Below are 18,928 nucleotides of genomic sequence, written 5' to 3'. Positions count from 1 at the left end.
CTGTCTAGCAGAACCATGGGAGGAGGACGAGATGACTATGAAAAATATTTGCCCTTCCTGTTGATCGGGAGCGCCGGACTGGCCGCCAGCCACTCCGGCTGACCGCTCCGCCCGCTGTCGATCATCGAAGGGCTGCTTTTCGCCCTTGGGGCAGCGGCCATCCTTGGCCCAACGCTGGTGATCAACCCCGGGTGCGCTGCTGTCATCCTCGCCATTTCCATCTTTGCCTACCGGAGAACCCGCCATGTTTAGACCGCTTGCAACCATCCGAGTTCTCGACCTTACCAATGTGCTTGCGGGGCCGTTCTGCTGCCATCAGCTGGCCCATATGGGCGCGGAGGTCATCAAGGTCGAGGCCGTCGGTCGGGGCGATCTGGCGCGTCAGCTGGGCGCCGACCCGGACTTGAGCACGCGCAATATGGGGGTCAGTTTTCTGGCTCAGAACGCGGGGAAGAAATCCGTCACCGTCAACCTCAAGCACCCCGAGGGGCGCGAGATGTTCCTGAAATTGGTGGAGACCGCCGATGTGGTGGTCGAGAACTTTCGCCCCGGTGTCATGACCCGACTTGGCGTGGGCTATGACACGCTGAAGGCGCTGAAGCCTGATCTGGTCTATTGCGCCATTTCCGGCTTTGGCCAGGAAGGTCCCTGGGTCCATCGCCCGGCCTATGACCAGATCATCCAAGGCGCGTCGGGGATCATGTCGATCACTGGCGGGCAGGACAGCGCGCCGCTGCGCGTAGGCTATCCGATTGCCGACACAGTTGGCGGCATCACCGCCGCCTTTGCGATCGCAGCGGCCTTGAATGCGCGCCCGCGCGGCGCGTTCCTCGATGTCTCCATGCTGGAATCAGTGATGGCGACGATGGGCTGGGCGATCTCGAACTACCTGATTGCGGGCGTTGAACCCACGGCGAACGGCAACGAAAATCCGACATCCGCCCCGTCGGGCACCTTCGAGGCGGGAGGCGGTCCGATCAACATTGCCGCGAACAAGGATGAGCAGTGGATACTGCTTACCGATCACCTCGGTCTCGCTGCGCTACGAGAGCGGCCAGAGTACGCCACGCGCGAAGACCGAAAAGCGCACCGGCAGGCCCTGAAAGAGGATCTGGAGGCAGTTCTTGTCACCCGCCCTGCGCGTGATTGGGCCAAGGAGTTGAACAAGATCGGTGTGCCAGCAGGCGCGGTGCTGACAGTGCCGGAGGTTCTGGACAAGCCACAGGTGCGCGACCGGGGCTTCCTTGCGCATTTCGCGAATGTGCCCGGTGTGGGCCGCGACATCGAGGTCGTGACGACCGGCATCAAGGCAAACGGGGCCGCCCCCACGGTCGATGCGCCACCGCCCGAACTGGGACAGCACAATGCCGAAATCTGGGGCGAGCTCGGCCTGTCCCCCGGCAGGCTCGATGAACTCAAGAAAGAGGGCGCAATATGAATACCGAACGCAACGATAACGATGTCGCTGACTGGTGGTCGACAGAGATCATCGACATGGAGCCGGGCAAGATCTTCTTCCGTGGACACGCCATTCAGGACCTGATTGGCAACGTGTCATTTCCGCAGATGATCTGGCTGATGACACGCGGGGATCTGCCCTCCGAAGGGCATGCGCATCTGCTTGAGGCTGCGCTGGTGGCGGCAGTGGACCACGGGCCGCAAGCCCCCTCGATTGCCGCAGCACGGATGGCCGTAACCTGTGGCCTGCCCTTGAACAATGCGATGGCTTCGGCCGTGAATTTCCTGGGCGACGTGCATGGCGGTGCCGGGGAACAGGCCGTGGAGCTCTACCTCGAGATCGACGCCGCCGGTGGCCCCGATCATGCTGGAGACGTGATTGCCCGCTGGAAGGCTGAGCGCACGAATTACATGCCGGGGTTTGGCCACCGGTTTCACAAGCCGGTCGACCCACGGGCGCCGCGGCTGTTGGCGCTGGTCGATGCCGCCGCCGCTGAGGGCGAAATCGAAGGCAAATTCGCTGCGATCGCGCGAGCTGTGCAAGACGAGCTCAGCCGCGGACGCGAGGTTGGCGTTCCAATGAACATCGATGGCGCCACGGCGGTCATCTTCGCCGAACTGGGCTTCTCCGCCCCTCTCGCACGCGGGATTTTCTGCCTGTCGCGCTCCGTCGGGATCCTAGCCCATGCGTGGGAACAAACCCAGCAGGGCGGCCGCAACAAGGGCCCGACCCCGCCAGCCTATCGCTGGACCTACACCGGATCAGCGCGCCGCGACCAGGACGCGTGACCCGACCGCTTACCCATCATGATCATCGGAGGAGACACATCATGATAATTCGTACCTTCATCGCCACCAGCTTTGCCGCGCTGTGCGCAACATCTGCGCTGGCACAAGACTTCCAGCCGGAAAGCCCCGAGTGCATCGCCCCCGCCAACCCCGGCGGCGGCTGGGACTTCACCTGCCGTCAGGTCGGCAAGACCCTGCAAGATTTGGGTCTGATCCCTGGCACAATGCAAGTTGTGAACATGGCCGGCGGTTCTGGTGGCGTGGCCTTCGCCGAGGTCGTGAACAAACGATCCGATGACCAAGACCTGATTGTCGCCGCCAGCTCCGCCACTGCCACGCGCCTCGCGCAGGGCGCCTTTCCGGGAAACACCGCCGATGACGTCCGCTGGCTGGCCTCTGTGGGCGCAGACTACGGTGTGATCGCCGTGGCCGCCGACAGCGAGATCGATGATCTGCCTGAGCTGATGGAGATAATCCGGAACGACCCCACATCGATCGCGATTGGCGGGGGCTCCGCCGTAGGTGGTTGGGACCACCTGAAGGTTCTGATGGCGGCACAAAAGGCCGGCGTCGAAGATGTACGGCGGGTGAAATACATCGCCTTTGAAGGGGGCGGCGAAGCCGTGACGCAGCTTCTGGGCGGCTCGCTGCAAGCCTTCACCGGTGATCTGTCCGAAGCTCATGGTTTCATGGCCTCGGGCGATATCCGGGTGATCGCGCTTCTGGCGCCGGAACGGCTGGAAGGCGAATATGCCGACCTTCCGACGGCAAAAGAGCAGGGGATCGACGCCGTGGGCGCAAATTGGCGCGGGTTCTACGTGCCGGGTGACACGTCGGACGAGGCATATGACTACTGGGCCAGTGCAGTCTCGGAGATGTATGCCAGCGATGAGTGGCAAACCGTGATGCAGACCAATGGCCTGGCCCCCCTCGATCTGCAAGGCGATGAGTTCGACGCCTTCGTGAAATCGTCGATCACGGAGATCGAGGATCTGTCGCGCGAAATCGGCATCATCCGCTGAACCATACCGCCACCGCGCAGCACTGCGCGGTGGCCCTTCCACGTTTCGATAGGAGGCTCGGATGAGTGACCGCATACTTGGCGGGGTCGGCCTGACTCTAGCCATCTTTTTTGCCTGGAGCACGACATTGATCCAGGAGAGCTTCATGACCGATGTGGTGGGCCCCAAGGCCTTTCCGCTCATTATTGCAGCCGTTCTTGGTGCCGCCTCGCTGGTCTTTCTGTTCAGGCCGGACCCCGCCCCCCTCTGGCCCCCGCTGAACAGGCTGGCCGAGGTCGGCTTCGCCGTTCTGGTGTGCTTCCTCTACGCCAAGGTCCTGCCGGAACTGGGCTTCATAATCTCCACGACGCTGGCCGCAGGCTATCTGACGTGGCGACTCGGGACGCGGCCATTGCAATCGGTCGTGGTCGGCGTCGCAACGGCAGTCGGCATCTATATCGTCTTCCGCGTCATTCTTGGTCTGTCGCTGGCCACCGGCCCCTTCGGATTCTGAGGAGCACCCATGGACACCCTAGCTTCGCTGGCAGACGGGTTTGCCGTCGCACTCACCTGGCAGAATCTCTCACTCGCCCTCATGGGTTGCCTCCTCGGCACGATTATGGGCGCACTGCCCGGGCTCGGCCCATCGAACGGGGTCGCCATCCTGATCCCGCTTGCCTTCTCTCTCGGGCTTGGCGCGACGCCCGCGCTGATCCTGCTAACCGCGGTTTACTACGGCGCCATGTACGGCGGCAGGATCTCCTCGATCCTCCTCAATATCCCCGGGGATGAGCCAGCGATGATGACCTGCCTTGATGGGTATCCGATGGCCCAACAGGGCCGCGCGGGTGAGGCACTGGCCCTGTCCGGCATCGCGTCCTTCGTCGGGTCGTTCTTTGCCACCTGGGGGCTGGTGCTCCTGGCGCCGCAACTCGTCAAGGTCGCACTCCTGTTCGGTCCAGCCGAGTATTTTGCACTGTTCACCCTTGCCTTCGCTACGCTGGGCGGCATCGCGTCGACCAACCAGGCCAAGGCGGCATTCGCTGCAGCACTGGGCCTGGGACTTGCCATGATCGGCGTGGATGCCCAGACTGGCGTAACACGCTTCACCTTCGGCGAGGTGCACCTCTACGACGGGATTGATTTTCTTGTGGCGATCGTGGGCCTGTTTGCGCTGTCCGAGGTCTTTGTGTTTCTTGAGCACCGCTCGACGGACGCAGACGGCGACACCGGCAAGAAGATGGAAATCGGCAAGCTTTACCCGAGTTGGTCGATGATCAAATCCTGTATTCCGACGATGGGTCGCACTACGATCCTCGGCTTCCTTGCAGGTGTACTGCCCGGTGCCGGCGCAAGCCTCGGATCTTTCATCGCCTATTCATCGGAGAAACGAATTTGCGACCGCGACGGCACCTTTGGTAAAGGCGACCCTCGCGGCGTGGCCGCACCCGAAACTGGCAACAACGCGGCAGCCGGTGGCGCTCTGGTTCCGATGCTTGCGCTCGGCGTCCCAGGCTCTGGAACAACGGCTGTTCTGCTCGCCGTCCTTTTGTCTCTCAACATCACACCCGGGCCGCTTCTATTCACACAGAATCCCGACGTTGTCTGGGGACTGATCGCGGCACTCTTTATTGGCAATTTCATGCTGTTGGCCCTGAACATCCCCATGGTGGGCTTGTTCACCCGCGTCCTGCTGGTGCCACCGCGCATCCTGATGCCTGTGGTTGCCATGATCTCCTTTGTTGGCATCTATGGCATCTCCGGCTCAAGCTTTGACCTCATGGTCATGGTCGCCTTTGGTGTACTCGGGTGGGTGCTGCGCAAACTGGAAGTTCCCCTCGTGCCGGTCATCTTGGGTACATTGCTAGGGAATGCGATGGAAGCGAACTTGCGTAGGGCGGTCTCGATCTCGAACGGCGACTGGTTCACGCTGGCGGATTCCTGGCTTTCGATCGGTATCTGGCTGGTGGCCATCGTGGGCTTCATCCTGCCGATTTTCCTCGGACGTGTCTTCCGCAAGAAAATGGACGATGAGTATGAAAAGGAATTGAGCGACTAGCGTACTCGTGTGGGCCTTTGGGCCCACACCCACCCTCCGAATGGCGGGCGATTGACGCCTATCGATGACGGGAGAAAAGCGCTCATGCGCGTTCATTGCGCAATCAGGCCCTAGATGTTCGATCCTATGGTGTGATGGTGCGATCCATTCGCCGGAATGGAAGGAAGCACTACGGGACAGATCCGTCAGGGCTGCGCCGCGACTACGCAAGCCATCCGAGCAGCACAACAGCGATCGCAAGCCCCCACCCGCGGCGCATTCACCGAACGTCCATTGGCGGTGGAGCGAGACAGGCATCTTCACGCATTTGATGGCTGGGCTGGCGGCGGAACTCGGCGACAAGACAGCAGTGATGGTCCCCTTTCAGGACATCACTTCGTGATGCCCTGCCGGGCAGCGATGCGAGGCCATGGACGGCAGGCTCAAAGGTGGACGCGCGTCGCGACCCACCATGTCCGACACCCCAAGGTCTTCTTCTCTGCCTCCGCCCTCGCGGCGCTCATCATTTACTGGTAGTGAATGCTGACCCTAATCGAGAAAGCCTGCCATGGGAGCAGTTTATGCTCAACTGAGCGTCAATGAACGTGGCCAGATCGAACGCTGGAAGTTGGCAAAGGTCAGCATGATCCTGCCCTGTCCGGCGGTCGGGTGGTCTGCAACCTGACAAAGCCCCGCAAGGATGCTCCCCCGCTGGGTCTTCTTCGGCGGTCGCACCCTTGCCGCGCAATTCTGGCATCAAGTCATCTTTGCATTGCAACTCGCAGGCTGGGCCTTGCCAAAGGCCGCGCCCGCGCAACCTATTGATCTGGCGGGCATTGACCCGATATGACAGGCGTACAGCGCATGACCCAAATCGTTGACCTCATCCACCAATACGACGCCTTCATCGCCCTTGCCCTGATCGTCGTGTTGTTTGTCCTTTTCGTGCTTGAACTCTATCCGCCGGAGGTGCCTGCGGCGGGCCTCGCGGCGGTGTTCACCGCGTTTGGCTTCGTAAGCCCGGTCGAGCTTCGTGCGGTGTTCGCCAACCCCGCGCCGCTGACCATTGGCGCGATGTTCGTCATCTCAGGGGCGCTGGTGAGGACCGGTGTGCTCGAGGCGGTGTCGAACATGGTCATCGCACAGGCGCAGGAACGGCCCGGCCTCGCGCTGGCGGTGATCCTCGGCGTGACACTGGTGGCCTCAGGGTTCGTCAACAACACGCCGGTTGTGCTTGTGCTGATCCCGGTAATGATCCGGCTTGCGGCGGCGCTCGGCATGTCGGCGACACGCCTGCTCATCCCGCTGAGCTATGTTGCGATCCTCGGGGGCACCTGCACGCTGATCGGCACATCGACCAACCTGCTGGTCGACGGCGTGGCACGCGGGCAGGGCCTCGAACCTTTCCGCATCTTCGAGATCACGCCCGTGGGCCTGCTCGTGGCGCTGGCCGGAGGGATCACCCTCGCGATCCTCGGTCGCTGGCTGCTGCCCGACCGCGAGGCAAGCGCTCCGGACCAGATGCTGGGCGAGACCAACTTCCTGTCCGAGGCGCTGCTGGTCGACGAAAGCCACGCGGGCAAGCGTCTGGCGGATGTCGCACTGTTCAACCGCGGCGGCGTCCGGGTCACCGGCCTGCGCCGCAAGGGCCGGTCACTGCCCAGCCCGCTGGCCGAGCAGACCCTCGAGGCGGGCGACACGGTTATCCTGCGGGCCCCCACGTCAGAACTGCTGACCATGCATGACAATCCGTCGCTGAAGATCGGCCTGCGCCGGGGCGAGCGGCCAGACACCGAGCTTGTCACCGTCGAGGTCATCGTCTCGCCGCGCAAGCCGATCCTCGGGCGCAGCCTTGGCAGCATGTCGCTGGGCCGGCGCTTTGGGGTAAGGGTGCTGGGCGCGCATCGGCATGACCACATCCCCGGTCCGGATCTTGCCAGCGTGCGGCTGCGTCCGGCGGACAAGCTGCTGCTCGAAGGGCCGCCCAGTGCCTTCGAAAGCCTCGAGGACGAGGCCCAGCTGGTTTCGGTGAGCCGGCCCACGGGCCGCGCCTTTCGCCGGGGGCGCGCGCCGCTTGTGCTGTTGGCGCTGGGTGCGGTGGTCGGGCTGGCGGCCTCCGGGGTGCTCGACATCGCGACGCTGTCCATCCTTGCGGTTGCCGCGATCCTCGTACTGCGCTGCATGGACGCGGACGAAGCCTGGGGCGCCGTGGACGGTGCCATCCTCGTGCTGATCTTTTCCATGCTGGTGATCGGTCTCGGGCTGCAGAACACCGGTGCGGTCGATCTGCTGGTTGGCTGGCTGTCCCCGGGGGTCGCGGAATTGTCGCCCTATTTTGCGCTGCTGGCGATCTACCTGCTGGCCTCACTGCTGACAGAGGCCGTGACCAACAACGCGGTGGCCGTGGTCTTTACCCCGATTGCCATCGGGCTGGCAGACAGCACCGGGCTCGATGCGCGGGCCCTGACCATGGCGGTGATGTTCGGAGCCTCAGCAAGCTTTGCCACGCCGATCGGCTACCAGACCAACACGCTGGTCTACGGCGCGGGCAATTACCGGTTCTCGGATTTCCTGAAGGTCGGGCTGGCAATGAACCTCGTGACCGCAGTCACGGCATGTGGCGGGATCCTCTGGCTTTTCAGCTGAGCCCCGCCACATCCTGTCGTGTGGCGGCCTGATCAGGCGGCGGCCTCGGTTTCCTTGGTGGACACCAGCGCGGCCAGAACCGAGCGCATGGTCAGCACTCCCACCTGCCGGCCGTTCGACGTAACGCGGAAGGTAAGGTCCGCATTGCCGCCGCCTTTGGCAATCACCTCTTCGAGGGTCGCGGTGGCGGGCACCTCTGCGTCGCCCTCCACCGGATCGTTGGTCCTGGTCATCACCGTGCGTGCGCGCAGCACGCGGGCGCGGTTGATGTCGGCGATAAAGTCCACGATGTAGGGATCGCCCGGGTTCATCAGGATCTCCTGCGGCTCGCCTTGCTGGACGACCTCGCCATCTTTCAGGATCACCAGGTGATCGGCCAGTTTCAGCGCCTCGTCGAGATCGTGGGTGATGAAGACGATTGTCTTGCGCAGCTCGCGCTGAAGTTCCAGCAGCAGATCCTGCATGTCCGTCCGGATCAGCGGATCGAGCGCCGAGAACGCCTCGTCCATCAACATGATGTCGGAGTTCGAGGTCAGCGCACGGGCGATGCCCACGCGCTGCTGCATGCCGCCCGACAGCTGGTGCGGGTATTGCCCGCCCTGCCCTTCAAGGCCCACCCGGTCGAGCCACTTGGTGGCCTCGGCCTCGTAGGCGGCCTTGGGCGCGCCGGTCACGATCATCGGCGTGGCGACGTTTTCCAGCACGGTGCGGTGCGGCAGCAGGGCAAATTTCTGGAACACCATGGACATGTTGGTGCGCCGAAGCTCGCGCAGGCGCGCCTCGCCGTAGTCCATGATGTTCTCGCCGTTGACGATCACCTCGCCATCGGTGGGGTCGATCAGCCGGTTCAGGTGCCGGATCAGGGTCGACTTTCCCGACCCCGAGAGGCCCATGATCACCGTGATCTCGCCCTCCTGCATGTCGACGTTGATGTCGCGAAGGCCAAGGACATGGTTGTACGTCTCCAGCAGCTCGGCCTTGTGCATCCCCGCCCTGGCTTGGGCCAGCGCCTCCTGGGGGGCGCGGCCAAAGATCTTGTAGAGATTGCGTATGGAAATTTTCGGATCGCTCATCGTTTCGTCTCTCACTGCTTTTGTGCGGCGTTGACGCGCGCGAGCGCCGCCTTGGTGGAGCGGTCAAGCACCACCGCCAGCAGCACGATCCCGAGGCCCGCCACCAGGCCCACACCCAGTTCCAGGTTGCGGATGCCACGCAGCACGAGCACGCCAAGGCCCGGCGCCGACACCATCGAGGCGATCACCACCATGGCAAGGCTCATCATAATGGTCTGGTTCACACCGGCCATGATGTTGGGCAGCGCCAGCGGAATCTGCACGCCAAAGAGCTTCTGCCGTTTCGTCATGCCGAACGCGTCGGCGGCCTCGATCACCTCGGGGTCGACCATGCGGATGCCAAGGTTGGTCAGGCGCACCACTGGCACAATGGCATAAAGGATCACCGCGATACCGTAGAGTTTCGGTTCGGTCACCGAGAACAGGAAGATCAGCGGGATCAGGTAGACGAAGGGCGGCAGCGTCTGCAGCATGTCTAGCACCGGGATCATCGTGCGTTCCAGCCGGTCCGACCGAGACATGGCAATACCGATGGGCACCCCGAACATCACCGCGATCAGCGCGCAGACGGCGATGATGGCCAGCGTCTGCATGGCGTAATCATAGTAGTTGATGAAGGCCAGCAGGCCGAACACCAGCAGGATGAACCCGGTCAGCTTCACCGACCGGCTGATCACTGCCACGATCACAGCCAGCAGCGGGATCATTACGAACCATGGGGTTTCCTGGAACAGCCAAAGCGCACCGCTCAGGGCCCAGGACAACGGCTGCGTCAGCGGGTCGAGCACCACGGACAGCGAGTCCTTGATGTCGAGGAACCCGCGTTCCAGCCCGCGCGTCAGTTCGCGGGCCTGCGGGAAACTGGCGCAGGCGTCGTTCAGGGCATCCATGGAGGGAAAGGGCGTGTCCCAAAGGCTGCGCTCGGGCGCAGCGCCGGCCTGCCCCATGAGGTCTGCCATGGACATGGGCGCGCCGCCGCTGCCGTCGCCATCGCACCAGTTTCGGAGGCCCAGGCTGTCGAAAAGCCAATCGTAGGTGGCCATCGGAAAATCCTTCTCTTCATTGAAAACGGCCGCCCTGAGGCTTCAGGGCGGCCGTGGATGATCTGCGCCACGAGGGCGGGCGTGCCTTATTGCTCCAGCAGCTGCGACAGGTTCTCGGTCGCGCTGTCGTCCAGCCACGCAGACCAAATGTCCTTGTTGTTGGTCAGGAAGTAGACCGCGCCCTCTTCGCCGGAGGCCGAGTTGTCATCCATCCAGCTCAGCGTCGCGTTCATCACGTCGTTGGGGAAGGTCATCTTGGACAGGAAGTCCACCAACTCGGGATGCTCGTCCTCGAAGTCAGTGGTCACCGCCGTGGACACCGGGGCGGGCGGGAAGGACGTGCGGCCGACGTTCTCGGCCTCAGGGTTCTGCGACGCTTCATGCGCCTCCTGGTTGTACTCGCCCATGTCGACCTGAACCATGTCATAGCGGCCGATCACAGCAGTGGGCGCCCAGTAGTAGCCAAACCAGGGCTCTTCGTTCTCGAAGGCCGAGGCGATGGAGGTTGCCAGCGTCTCGCCCGAGCCGTGGTTGAACACCTCGATGCCCGCGTCCTCGACGCCAAAGGCCGGCAGCAGGTTGTCGTTGAACACCCGGCAGCCCCAGCCCTCGGGGCAGTTGTGGAAGCGGTTGCCGACCAGCTCGGGGTTTTCGAGGATGCCGTCGATCGTTTTCAGCTCGGGGTGTTCCTCCGCAAGGTAGGCCGGGATCCACCAGGCATCGACACCGCCCGGATCAAGCACGGCGCCCAGTTCCACGACCCGGCCTTCTTCCTTGAGGCGCTCGTAGACCTGGCCGGTGGCGTTGGTCCAGAGCTCGGTCACGATGTCAGGTTCCCCGTTTTCGGCAACCGAAGTGATCGCGGGCACGGTGTCGGATGGCACGATGCTGACCTCACATCCATAGCCCTGCTGCATGATGAAGCTTGCCACATTGGTCACGACCGAGGCGGAGGCCCAGTTCATTTGGGTGATCGACACCTCGCCGCAGCTGTCATCCTGAGCGAAAGCGGGAGCGGCCAGCAGCGAAAGGGCTGCGCCGGCAAAAAGCGTTTTCATGAATGTCTCCTTTTGGGAAGTGGTACCGGTGGGACGGGTCAAGCCTTTGTGTAGGCGGGACAATTCGCTTCTGGAAGCGCGTCCATTCTTCATCCGGTCGGTCATCGGCGATGTAGCTAACATGCGCGATGTCCAGTTTGAACCGGAAAATGTCGTTTTTGGATCATGCGCCCACAAGGCGACGTCGCGTCCGGACCCCGGCGATGCCGAGTGAGGGCGTTTTAAGCCGTGCCTAAGTCATTTTCGAAGAGGGCCAAAACGTCCCGCCTGTGCCACGTAGACCTAACGTGTGGCGCATCGCGGCGATGGCAGAGCCCTGTCGAAAACCGACATGACGGGTCACTTCTAGACGGGGCACGCGAGGCGCCTACTGGTTAACCGGCCTGCCCCGGCACCCGGCTGCGCTGAAGCTCGACCCAGTCGTAATAGTCCCGCTCGGCCAGGTCGGCGGCGGCCTCCTCGTCGAGGATGACCGTCGCGTCCGTGTGCATCTGAAGGATGCTTGCCGGGCAATGGGCGGATAGCGGCCCTTCGATCATTGCCGCAGCCGCCTGCGCCTTGCCGCGCCCCGTCGCCAGAAGAACGATGCGCGAGGCCTCCATGATCGTGCCGATGCCCATGGTGATCGACAGGTGCGGCGGCGTCTCGTCCGGGCCGAAGAAGCGACTGTTGGCCTCGACGGTCTTGCGGGTCAGCGTCTTGACCCGGCTGCGCGAGACAAGCGAGCTCGATGGCTCGTTGAAGCCGATATGCCCGTTCGACCCCAGCCCCAGAAGCTGCAGCCCGATGGGGCCGCAGCGCCCGATCAGCGCATCGTATTGCGCCGCCGCCGCGACTGGATCGGCGGCCGCCCCATCGGGAAGATGGGCCGCCTCGGGGCGGATGTCGACGTGATCGAACAGGTGCTGCTGCATGTAATGGCGGTAGCTTTGCGGATGATCCCCCGCCAGCCCGACATATTCATCAAGGTTGAAGCTGCTGCACCGCGCAAAGCTGAGGCCCGCCTCATGCGCCGCCCTCAGCCGCGCATAGACCGGCTCCATCGTTCCCCCCGTGGCGAGTCCAAGCGCCATGTCCGGCGTCTTGCGCAGCGCCGCCTCGATGAGGGCAGCGCAGGTGTCGGCTGCGTCGGAGGCGTTGGGCTTGATGACGATCCGCATGAGGGGCACCTCGAATTTCAGTTCGTGTTAAGCAAGGCTTGCCCGATATTTTAGTTGAAAGCAATCAAGAGTTTTGGTTAGCTAAAGGAAAGCCGGTGGATTTTAGATGAGCAAAGCTGAAACCCTTGTCGAGGATATGCAGAGCGCGCTGCCAAGCCTGTCGCCCAAGCTGCGACAGATCTGCCAGCATGCGCTGGACGAGCCGGTAGGTTTCATCCGGTCGTCGTCACGTCAGCTTTGCGACACGCTCGGCACCTCCGAGCCGACGCTGATCCGCTTCTGCCAAACTTTTGGCCACAGTGGCCTTGCGCAGTTCCGCATCGACCTTGCGCTGGCCATCGCCCTTGGCGGCGCGTCGGTGGAACCCAGCCGCGAGGATCGCCGCCATCTCAACACCGCCGAAAAGCAGGCCATCGCCCGCGCCGTGCTGCCCGCGCTGGACGGGGCACAATCGCTGATCCTCGACAACGGCTCCACGGTCGAGGCGCTGGCCGAGGCGCTGGAGGCCCTCGCCCCTCGCACGGTGATGACCACTGGCATCGACGTGGCGCAGATCCTGCTGCGGCAAGGGGTACATGACGTGCTGCTGCCCGGCGGACGCCTCCGGGCGGAGACCGCCTCGGTGTCAGGCCGCATCGCCGAGCGCACTCTGGCCGAGATGCATTTCGACCTGTGCATCCTGGGCGCCGACAGCATTGACCCGGCCTTCGGCATCTCAACCTTTTCCGAAGGCGAGGCCGAGCTCAACCGCCGCATGGTCGAGGCTTCCGAACGGCTCATCGTGCTGGCCGACGGTGACAAGTTCGGCCACCCGAGCCTGCATCGCATCGCCCGTCCAGACCAGATCCATCTTCTGGTGACCAACCTGCCCGAGGGCCACCCTGCCCTTGCCGCATTACGCGCTGGGGGGATGAGTGTCCTGACCACGGCGCAGGACACCCCCGCCGACGAAATTGCCGGCCAGACCTGACGGGGCGACCCGCCCCCCTAACGAATGACGCGGCCACACGGGCCGACAAGGAGACAACATGACCACCCCCGAGCACAGCGCCACCTGGTCCGAAGTTCACGCCCAGCCGGGCATCTGGGCCGACTGGGCCGCGCCCCTGGCCACGCAGGCCGCCGAGGTTGCCGCATGGATCAAGACCCAGGGCTTTACCGAGATCATGCTCGCCGGTGCCGGCACCTCGGCCTTCATCGGCGACGTTCTGGCCTTCGCCGGCGGCAATGCGAACCCGCGCCTCAGCGCCGTGGCCACCACCGATATCGTGTCGAACCCGCACGACTGCCTGCGCGACGACCCGAAGCTGCTCGTGGTGCAGTTCGGGCGGTCGGGCGACAGCTCAGAAACCGTGGGCACGCTCGATCTGCTGGACGCGGCCTTCCCCAATGCGGGCCGGCTCAACATCACCTGCAATCCCGGCGGCGCGCTGGCAACCCGCGCTCCGGCGGGGTATGCGGCGCAAAAGGTCATCCTTCTGCCCGAGGCCACGCATGACGCGGGTTTCGCCATGACCTCGAGCTTCACCACCATGCTGCTGTCGGCGCTGGCCTGCCTGGATGATGCGGACGTGGCGGGGCAGCTGGCCAAGCTGGCGGAGCGCGCGCAGACCCTGTTGCCGGAGCTGGCGGAGATGGCCCCGAAGCGGCCCGCGCGGGCAATCTTCCTTGGCTCGGGCGCGCTCAAGGGCGTGGCGCGGGAACAGGCGCTGAAGGTGCTCGAGCTGACCGCAGGCCAGACCGTCACCAGCTGGGACGGCACGCTCGGGTTCCGCCACGGGCCGAAATCGGTCATCACCGGGCCGGATCTCGTGGTCTGCATGATCCACCCCGATGCCCACACAGCCCGCTATGACAATGACGTCGCCACCGAGATCCGCGCGCAGTATCCGCAGGCGCAGGTCATCACCCTTGGCGGTGGGGGCGCAGATGTCGACGTACAGGCCACCGGCGATGCCCGCTGGGACGCGGTGCTCTATGTGCTGGCGGCGCAGGTCTGGGGCGTGCTGTGGTCAGCCGAACTTGGCTACAACATTGACAACCCGTTCGAGGGGCAGGGCAATCTGTCGCGCGTAGTGGCGGGCGTGACGCTCTACCCGCTGGCATCATGACCAGCGGCGGCATCGACCTTGGCGGCACGAAGATCGAGGCGCGGCTGTTCGATGCTGCGCTGAACACCGTGGACTTGCGCCGCATCCCCACACCCACCGGGGATTTCGACAGCTTCCTTGCGGGGCTGTCGGAGCAGGTACGCTGGCTCGAAGAGCAGGCAGGGGATGCCGCCCTGCCCGTGGGCGTCGGCCTGCCCGGCCTCATTGACCCTCAGACAGGCCGCGCCTTCGCCTCCAACATCCCCGTGACCGGGCGCGACCTTCCCGGCGCGCTAGCGCAGGCGCTGGAGCGCGAGGTGCCGATGCTCAACGACTGCCAGGCCTTCGCCCTGTCCGAGGCGCACTCCGGCGCGGGTGCGGGGCATGGGTCGGTGATCGGCCTCATCATGGGCACCGGCATCGGCGCGGGCCACGCGCTGGACGGTGCCCTGCCCCACCGGCTCAATGGCTCGGCGCTCGAGATCGGGCACATGGGGCTTCCGGCCCACGCGGTGGACGATCTGCCGCTGCGCCGCTGCGGCTGCGGCAAGATCGGCTGTTACGAGACGGTGCTGGCCGGACCGGGGCTGCAATGGCTCTCGGGGCAGATGCTGGGCGAGGCGATCCCGCCCGCCAATCTTTCCGCCCGTACCCTTGCAGGCGACGCGCAGGCCGAGGCGGTACTGGACCGTTGGGCCAGCCTTGCGGGCGAGCTGCTGCTGGCCATCCAGCTGGCCCATGACCCCGATTGCATCGTGCTGGGCGGCGGCGTGTCGAAGATGCCGGGCATCACCGAACGGCTGACCGCCGCGCTCGATGCGGTGCGGCTCGGGGCCATGCGCCTGCCGGTCATCGCGCTGGCGCAGCATGGTGACAGCTCGGGCGCGCGCGGCGCGGCCCTGCATGCGATTTCGAAAGGACGACAATGACTTCCCTCAGCTTCGAAGACGGCATCGCGCGCAACCGTGCGGGCAGCGGCTTTGCCTTCACTTCCGTCTGTTCCGCCCATCCCGACGTGCTTGCCGCGAGCCTGCGCGAGGCGGCACGGCGCAATGTGCCGCTCATCGTCGAGGCGACGAGCAACCAGGTAAACCAGTTCGGCGGCTACACCGGCATGACCCCCACCGATTTCGTCGCGCTGGTCAGGGACATCGCGGCAAAGGTCGGCGCGCCCGAGGATCTGCTGATCTTCGGCGGCGATCACCTTGGCCCGCAGGCGTGGAAGGACCTCCCCGCTGAAGACGCCATGGCCCGCGCAAGAGACATGATGCGCGCCTATGTCGAGGCGGGCTTCACCAAGATCCACCTTGACTGCTCCGAAGGCTGCGCCGGTGAGCCTGCCCACGCGGGCGACCAGCTTGCCGCCGCCCGAGCCGCCGATCTGGCTCGGGTCTGCGAAGAGGCCGCCGGTCCCGGCTCTGCCCTGTCCTACATCGTCGGAACCGAGGTGCCGCCCCCCGGCGGGGCCCGCGCGGGCGAGGACGAGGCGATCCTGCCCACCCCTCCCGAGAACGCCGCCGCGACGCTCGAGGCGCATCGCAAGGCCTTTGCCGAGGCGGGGCTTGAGGACGCCTGGACCCGCGTGCGCGGCCTCGTGGTGCAGCCGGGGCTGGAGTTCGCCCCCGCCCATGTGGACCGCTTCGACATGGACCAGCCCGACCTGCTGTCGCCCGTGCTCGACGGGCACGACCAGTTCAGCTTCGAAGCCCACAGCACCGACTACCAGCACGGCGAGGTGTTCAAGGCCCTCGGGCAGCGCCATTTCGCGGTGCTCAAGGTCGGCCCGGCGCTGACCTTCGCCTACCGTGAGGCGGTCTATGCGCTGTCGGCCATCGACGGCTGGCTCACGGGCAGTGCGCCGCTTTCGGAGCTGATGGAGCAGAAGATGCTCGCCCAGCCGAAATACTGGAAGGCGCATTACGACGGCGATGAGGCGCGGCTGCACCTGCTGCGCCACTTCGGCTATGCCGACCGCATCCGCTATTACTGGGCCGATGCCGAGGTGAAGGAGGCGGTCGCCGCACTCGAGGCCCGCATCGACAATGCCGAGATCCCCGAGCCGCTCATGGCACAATACATCGACGCCGGATGGCGCGCGGCGGCGCAAAGGCTGATGGACCAAGGCCTTGCCCCGTCCCGCGCGGTGATCCATGCCCGCATCGAACAGGCGCTCGCGCCCTATCTCGAGGTGATCTCATGACCCTGTATCACGCAGCCGAAGCATGGATCGACGGCGGCTATGTTAGCGACATGCTCATCGAGACCGATGGCAGCGCCATCACCGCAATCCGGCCCTTTGGGGGGGAAGTCGCCACGCCCGTCCGCCTTGCCGGGCCCGCGCTGACCGATCTTCAGGTCAACGGCAGCGGCGGGGTGATGCTGAACTCCGCGCCCACCGCCGAGACCATCGCCCATATCGTCGGCACCCAGCGGGCGCGGGGCACGGGATGGGTGATGCCCACGCTCATCACCTCCGAGGCCGCGCTTCTGGCGCAGGCCACCGAGGCGGCGCTGGAGGCATGGGGCACGCCGGGGTTCCTCGGGCTGCACATTGAGGGGCCGCATCTCAACGTGGCGCGCAAGGGCACCCACAACCCCGCCTTCATCCGGCCCTTCGAGCCGGAAACCATGGACGCCGCCCGCCGCCTGCGCGAGGCGGGCATCCCGGTGATGCTGACCCTCGCGCCGGAATGCGTTCCCGCCGAGTCGATCACCGAGCTGGCCGGGATCGGCGTCATCGTCTCTGCCGGGCACTCCGCCGCAACGGCGGACGAGGCGCAGGCGGGGCTGAAGGCGGGGGTGAGCTGCTTCACCCACCTCTACAATGCCATGCCGCCCATGACCTCACGCGATCCCGGCATCCTCGGGGCGGCGATCAACTCGGACGCCTATGCGGGCATCATCGTGGACGGGCACCATGTATCCTGGCCGATGGTGGCACTGGCCTGCCGGGCACGGCCCGAAAAGGCGCGCATGTTCATGGTCTCCGACGCCATGAGCACCATCGGCGGCCCCGACCATTTCGAACTCTATGGCGAGCGGATCGAGGTCCGTGATGGCGCGCTGGTCAATGCCGCCGGATCGCTTGCCGGGGCGCATGTGGATCTGGTGACCTGTCTCAGGAACGGCGTGGGTCACGTCGGCCTGCCCCTGCACGAGGCCTACGAGATGGCCGCGATAGTGCCCTACGACGCCATGAACCTGCCGCGACCCACGCTGAAAGTCGGCACTCCGGTCGAGGAACTGCTTTGCCTCGACGCGGCGCTCGCCCGCGTCTAGCGCCAACCCTTGAGCGCCCGGCCGGGGTAATGGCCGGGCGTCATCGTCCGGTAGAGCGGGATCGTCGCCGCGCCGCGATGCATCATGGACGACATGCCCGTGACGCTGATTTCGGGCGCCTCCACGAGGAAATCCTCGCCCAGTTCTCCGGCCAGAAGCCGCTCTCGGATGCGCTCCTGCAAGGCGAGCGGCAGCGAGCCGCCAAAGACGATCTCGCCGGGATCGACGGTACGGGCCAGCATCAGCACCAGCAGGCGCAGCTGCTCGGCGGCGCGTTCGGTCCATTGCTCCACGATGGGATGATCAAGGTGGTGCGCTCCGATGTCCACAAGCCGCGTCACCTCGACCCCGCCCGCACTCAGAAGGTCGCACAGATCCTGCCCCGAAGGGCGCGGCTGGGACTTCGGAAAGATACCGCCAAATTCCGCCGCGTTGCGGTGTGCCCCGCGATAGAGCGACCGGCGCAGCACGATGCCGCCCCCGATGCCATAGGTCAGCAGGATCAGCACGAAATTGTCCCGCCGCTTGCCGACGCCGTAATAAAGCTCGTTGAGCGCGGCGGCCTTGCCGTCGTTCTCGTGATGCACAGGCATGTCGAAATAGGGCTCGAAATCGCCGGGTGCGTTGATTGCCCGCCAGTCGGCAAACTGCGGGATCCGCGTCAGACGCCCCGAATCCACCGAGAAATGCCCCGGAAAGGAAATGCCGCAACCCACCAGCCGCTCACGGTCGAGGCCCGCCTCGGCCAGCAGCTCTTCGGCGGTGCCGGATGCCAGCCTCATCAGGTCGTCGAACTGGCGCGATTGCAGCCGGTGCCGCCGCTCTGCGCGGATGTTGCCGCGAAGATCAGTGACACAGACTGCCATCTCGTCAGGATCGAAGAACACCCCGACCGAATGCAGCCCATCTCCGTCCAGGTCGATCATCGACGACGGCTTGCCGCGCCCGCGCCCCTCGGGGGGCTCAATCGGCTGCGCCTCGCGGATCAGTCCCTGATCGGTCAGGGTTGCGGTCATGCGGGTCATGGTCGGGGCCGACACGCCAAGGCGGCGGCCCAGCTCGACCCGGGAAATCGGCCCGTCCGCGCGGATGATCTCGAGCGCGCGACGCTCGTTATAGCCCAGATCCAGCATGTCCCGTCCTTCCTGTCCGCCAAAGAAACCGGCACCATCAGTATTTATATTCATGATGTAACAAAAAGATTGCAAGCCGAGACACAGCACGGTTGACATATTTATTTTACATAACGAAACTAAATCCACCGAGGCCGGACAACCGGCCCTCCCATCCAAC

The 18,928-nt window shown here is 64.8% G+C and carries 17 protein-coding genes and 1 pseudogene; 13 read left to right on the top strand and 5 right to left on the bottom strand.

Features of this window, described 5'->3' with window-relative positions:
• Window positions 1–244 precede the first annotated feature (244 nt).
• The 7 genes and pseudogenes from IEX41_RS18230 to IEX41_RS18205 all read left to right on the top strand — a co-directional run bounded on the left by IEX41_RS18230 (window position 245) and on the right by IEX41_RS18205 (window position 7,932).
• A complete protein-coding gene (locus IEX41_RS18230) occupies window positions 245–1,438 on the top strand; it encodes a CaiB/BaiF CoA transferase family protein (RefSeq protein ID WP_188791755.1) in 1,194 nt (397 codons plus the stop codon).
• Window positions 1,435–2,247 (top strand): citryl-CoA lyase, encoded by an 813-nt coding sequence (locus tag IEX41_RS18225; RefSeq protein ID WP_188791754.1) that lies wholly within the window; start codon window positions 1,435–1,437, stop codon window positions 2,245–2,247. Before IEX41_RS18230 ends, IEX41_RS18225 begins: the two co-directional genes overlap by 4 nt.
• A 41-nt stretch (window positions 2,248–2,288) precedes the next feature.
• Window positions 2,289–3,269, top strand: coding sequence for a Bug family tripartite tricarboxylate transporter substrate binding protein (locus IEX41_RS18220; RefSeq protein ID WP_188791753.1), 981 nt, complete (start codon window positions 2,289–2,291; stop codon window positions 3,267–3,269).
• Between the two features lie 61 nt (window positions 3,270–3,330).
• Window positions 3,331–3,762, top strand: coding sequence for a tripartite tricarboxylate transporter TctB family protein (locus tag IEX41_RS18215; protein WP_188791752.1), 432 nt, complete (start codon window positions 3,331–3,333; stop codon window positions 3,760–3,762).
• A gap of 9 nt (window positions 3,763–3,771) precedes the next feature.
• Window positions 3,772–5,307: a tripartite tricarboxylate transporter permease gene (locus IEX41_RS18210; protein ID WP_188791751.1), complete on the top strand. Its 1,536-nt coding sequence runs from the start codon at window positions 3,772–3,774 to the stop codon at window positions 5,305–5,307.
• 397 nt (window positions 5,308–5,704) lie between these two features.
• Window positions 5,705–5,823 (top strand): annotated as a pseudogene (locus IEX41_RS21960) (IS5/IS1182 family transposase); the annotation flags it as partial.
• 327 nt (window positions 5,824–6,150) lie between these two features.
• Complete coding sequence (locus IEX41_RS18205; RefSeq protein WP_188791750.1) at window positions 6,151–7,932, top strand: SLC13 family permease; 1,782 nt, start codon at window positions 6,151–6,153, stop codon at window positions 7,930–7,932.
• 32 nt (window positions 7,933–7,964) lie between these two features.
• Here the strand turns inward: IEX41_RS18205 and IEX41_RS18200 are convergent, their stop codons facing one another.
• The 3 genes from IEX41_RS18200 to IEX41_RS18190 all read right to left on the bottom strand — a co-directional run bounded on the left by IEX41_RS18200 (window position 7,965) and on the right by IEX41_RS18190 (window position 11,106).
• Window positions 7,965–9,005 carry a quaternary amine ABC transporter ATP-binding protein gene (locus tag IEX41_RS18200; RefSeq protein WP_188791749.1) on the bottom strand — a complete coding sequence of 347 codons (1,041 nt, stop codon included), beginning with the start codon at window positions 9,003–9,005 and terminating at the stop codon, window positions 7,965–7,967.
• 11 nt (window positions 9,006–9,016) lie between these two features.
• Complete coding sequence (locus tag IEX41_RS18195; RefSeq protein WP_188791748.1) at window positions 9,017–10,048, bottom strand: ABC transporter permease; 1,032 nt, start codon at window positions 10,046–10,048, stop codon at window positions 9,017–9,019.
• Window positions 10,049–10,134: 86 nt separating this feature from the next.
• Window positions 10,135–11,106: an ABC transporter substrate-binding protein gene (locus tag IEX41_RS18190; RefSeq protein WP_188791747.1), complete on the bottom strand. Its 972-nt coding sequence runs from the start codon at window positions 11,104–11,106 to the stop codon at window positions 10,135–10,137.
• Here IEX41_RS18190 and IEX41_RS18185 point away from each other — a divergent pair.
• Window positions 11,105–11,320, top strand: a complete 216-nt coding sequence (locus tag IEX41_RS18185; protein WP_188791746.1) for a hypothetical protein — start codon at window positions 11,105–11,107, stop codon at window positions 11,318–11,320. The two genes, IEX41_RS18190 and IEX41_RS18185, sit on opposite strands and share 2 nt — an antisense overlap.
• A 160-nt stretch (window positions 11,321–11,480) precedes the next feature.
• Here the strand turns inward: IEX41_RS18185 and nagB are convergent, their stop codons facing one another.
• Window positions 11,481–12,266 (bottom strand): glucosamine-6-phosphate deaminase, encoded by a 786-nt coding sequence (nagB, locus tag IEX41_RS18180; RefSeq protein WP_188791745.1) that lies wholly within the window; start codon window positions 12,264–12,266, stop codon window positions 11,481–11,483.
• 106 nt (window positions 12,267–12,372) lie between these two features.
• On the opposite strand from nagB, the gene IEX41_RS18175 reads away from it, so the two are divergent.
• Genes IEX41_RS18175 through IEX41_RS18155 form a run of 5 tightly spaced genes read left to right on the top strand, consistent with a single transcriptional unit; the run spans window position 12,373 to window position 17,635 of the window.
• Window positions 12,373–13,236 (top strand): DeoR/GlpR family DNA-binding transcription regulator, encoded by an 864-nt coding sequence (locus IEX41_RS18175; protein ID WP_188791744.1) that lies wholly within the window; start codon window positions 12,373–12,375, stop codon window positions 13,234–13,236.
• Between the two features lie 58 nt (window positions 13,237–13,294).
• Window positions 13,295–14,377 carry an SIS domain-containing protein gene (locus tag IEX41_RS18170; RefSeq protein WP_188791743.1) on the top strand — a complete coding sequence of 361 codons (1,083 nt, stop codon included), beginning with the start codon at window positions 13,295–13,297 and terminating at the stop codon, window positions 14,375–14,377.
• Window positions 14,374–15,285 (top strand): ROK family protein, encoded by a 912-nt coding sequence (locus IEX41_RS18165; protein ID WP_188791742.1) that lies wholly within the window; start codon window positions 14,374–14,376, stop codon window positions 15,283–15,285. The genes IEX41_RS18170 and IEX41_RS18165 overlap by 4 nt, the downstream gene beginning before the upstream one ends.
• On the top strand, window positions 15,282–16,556 hold the full coding sequence (locus tag IEX41_RS18160) for a class II D-tagatose-bisphosphate aldolase non-catalytic subunit (protein ID WP_188791741.1): 1,275 nt from the start codon (window positions 15,282–15,284) through the stop codon (window positions 16,554–16,556). Before IEX41_RS18165 ends, IEX41_RS18160 begins: the two co-directional genes overlap by 4 nt.
• Window positions 16,553–17,635: an N-acetylglucosamine-6-phosphate deacetylase gene (locus IEX41_RS18155; RefSeq protein WP_188791740.1), complete on the top strand. Its 1,083-nt coding sequence runs from the start codon at window positions 16,553–16,555 to the stop codon at window positions 17,633–17,635. The genes IEX41_RS18160 and IEX41_RS18155 overlap by 4 nt, the downstream gene beginning before the upstream one ends.
• Here the strand turns inward: IEX41_RS18155 and IEX41_RS18150 are convergent.
• On the bottom strand, window positions 17,632–18,768 hold the full coding sequence (locus IEX41_RS18150) for an ROK family transcriptional regulator (protein ID WP_188791739.1): 1,137 nt from the start codon (window positions 18,766–18,768) through the stop codon (window positions 17,632–17,634). The genes IEX41_RS18155 and IEX41_RS18150 overlap by 4 nt on opposite strands.
• Window positions 18,769–18,928: the final 160 nt, after the last annotated feature.

It is taken from the genome of Salipiger pallidus (genome assembly GCF_014643635.1).
Lineage (GTDB): Bacteria > Pseudomonadota > Alphaproteobacteria > Rhodobacterales > Rhodobacteraceae > Salipiger > Salipiger pallidus.
This window is presented reverse-complemented; position numbering and strand designations above follow the sequence as displayed.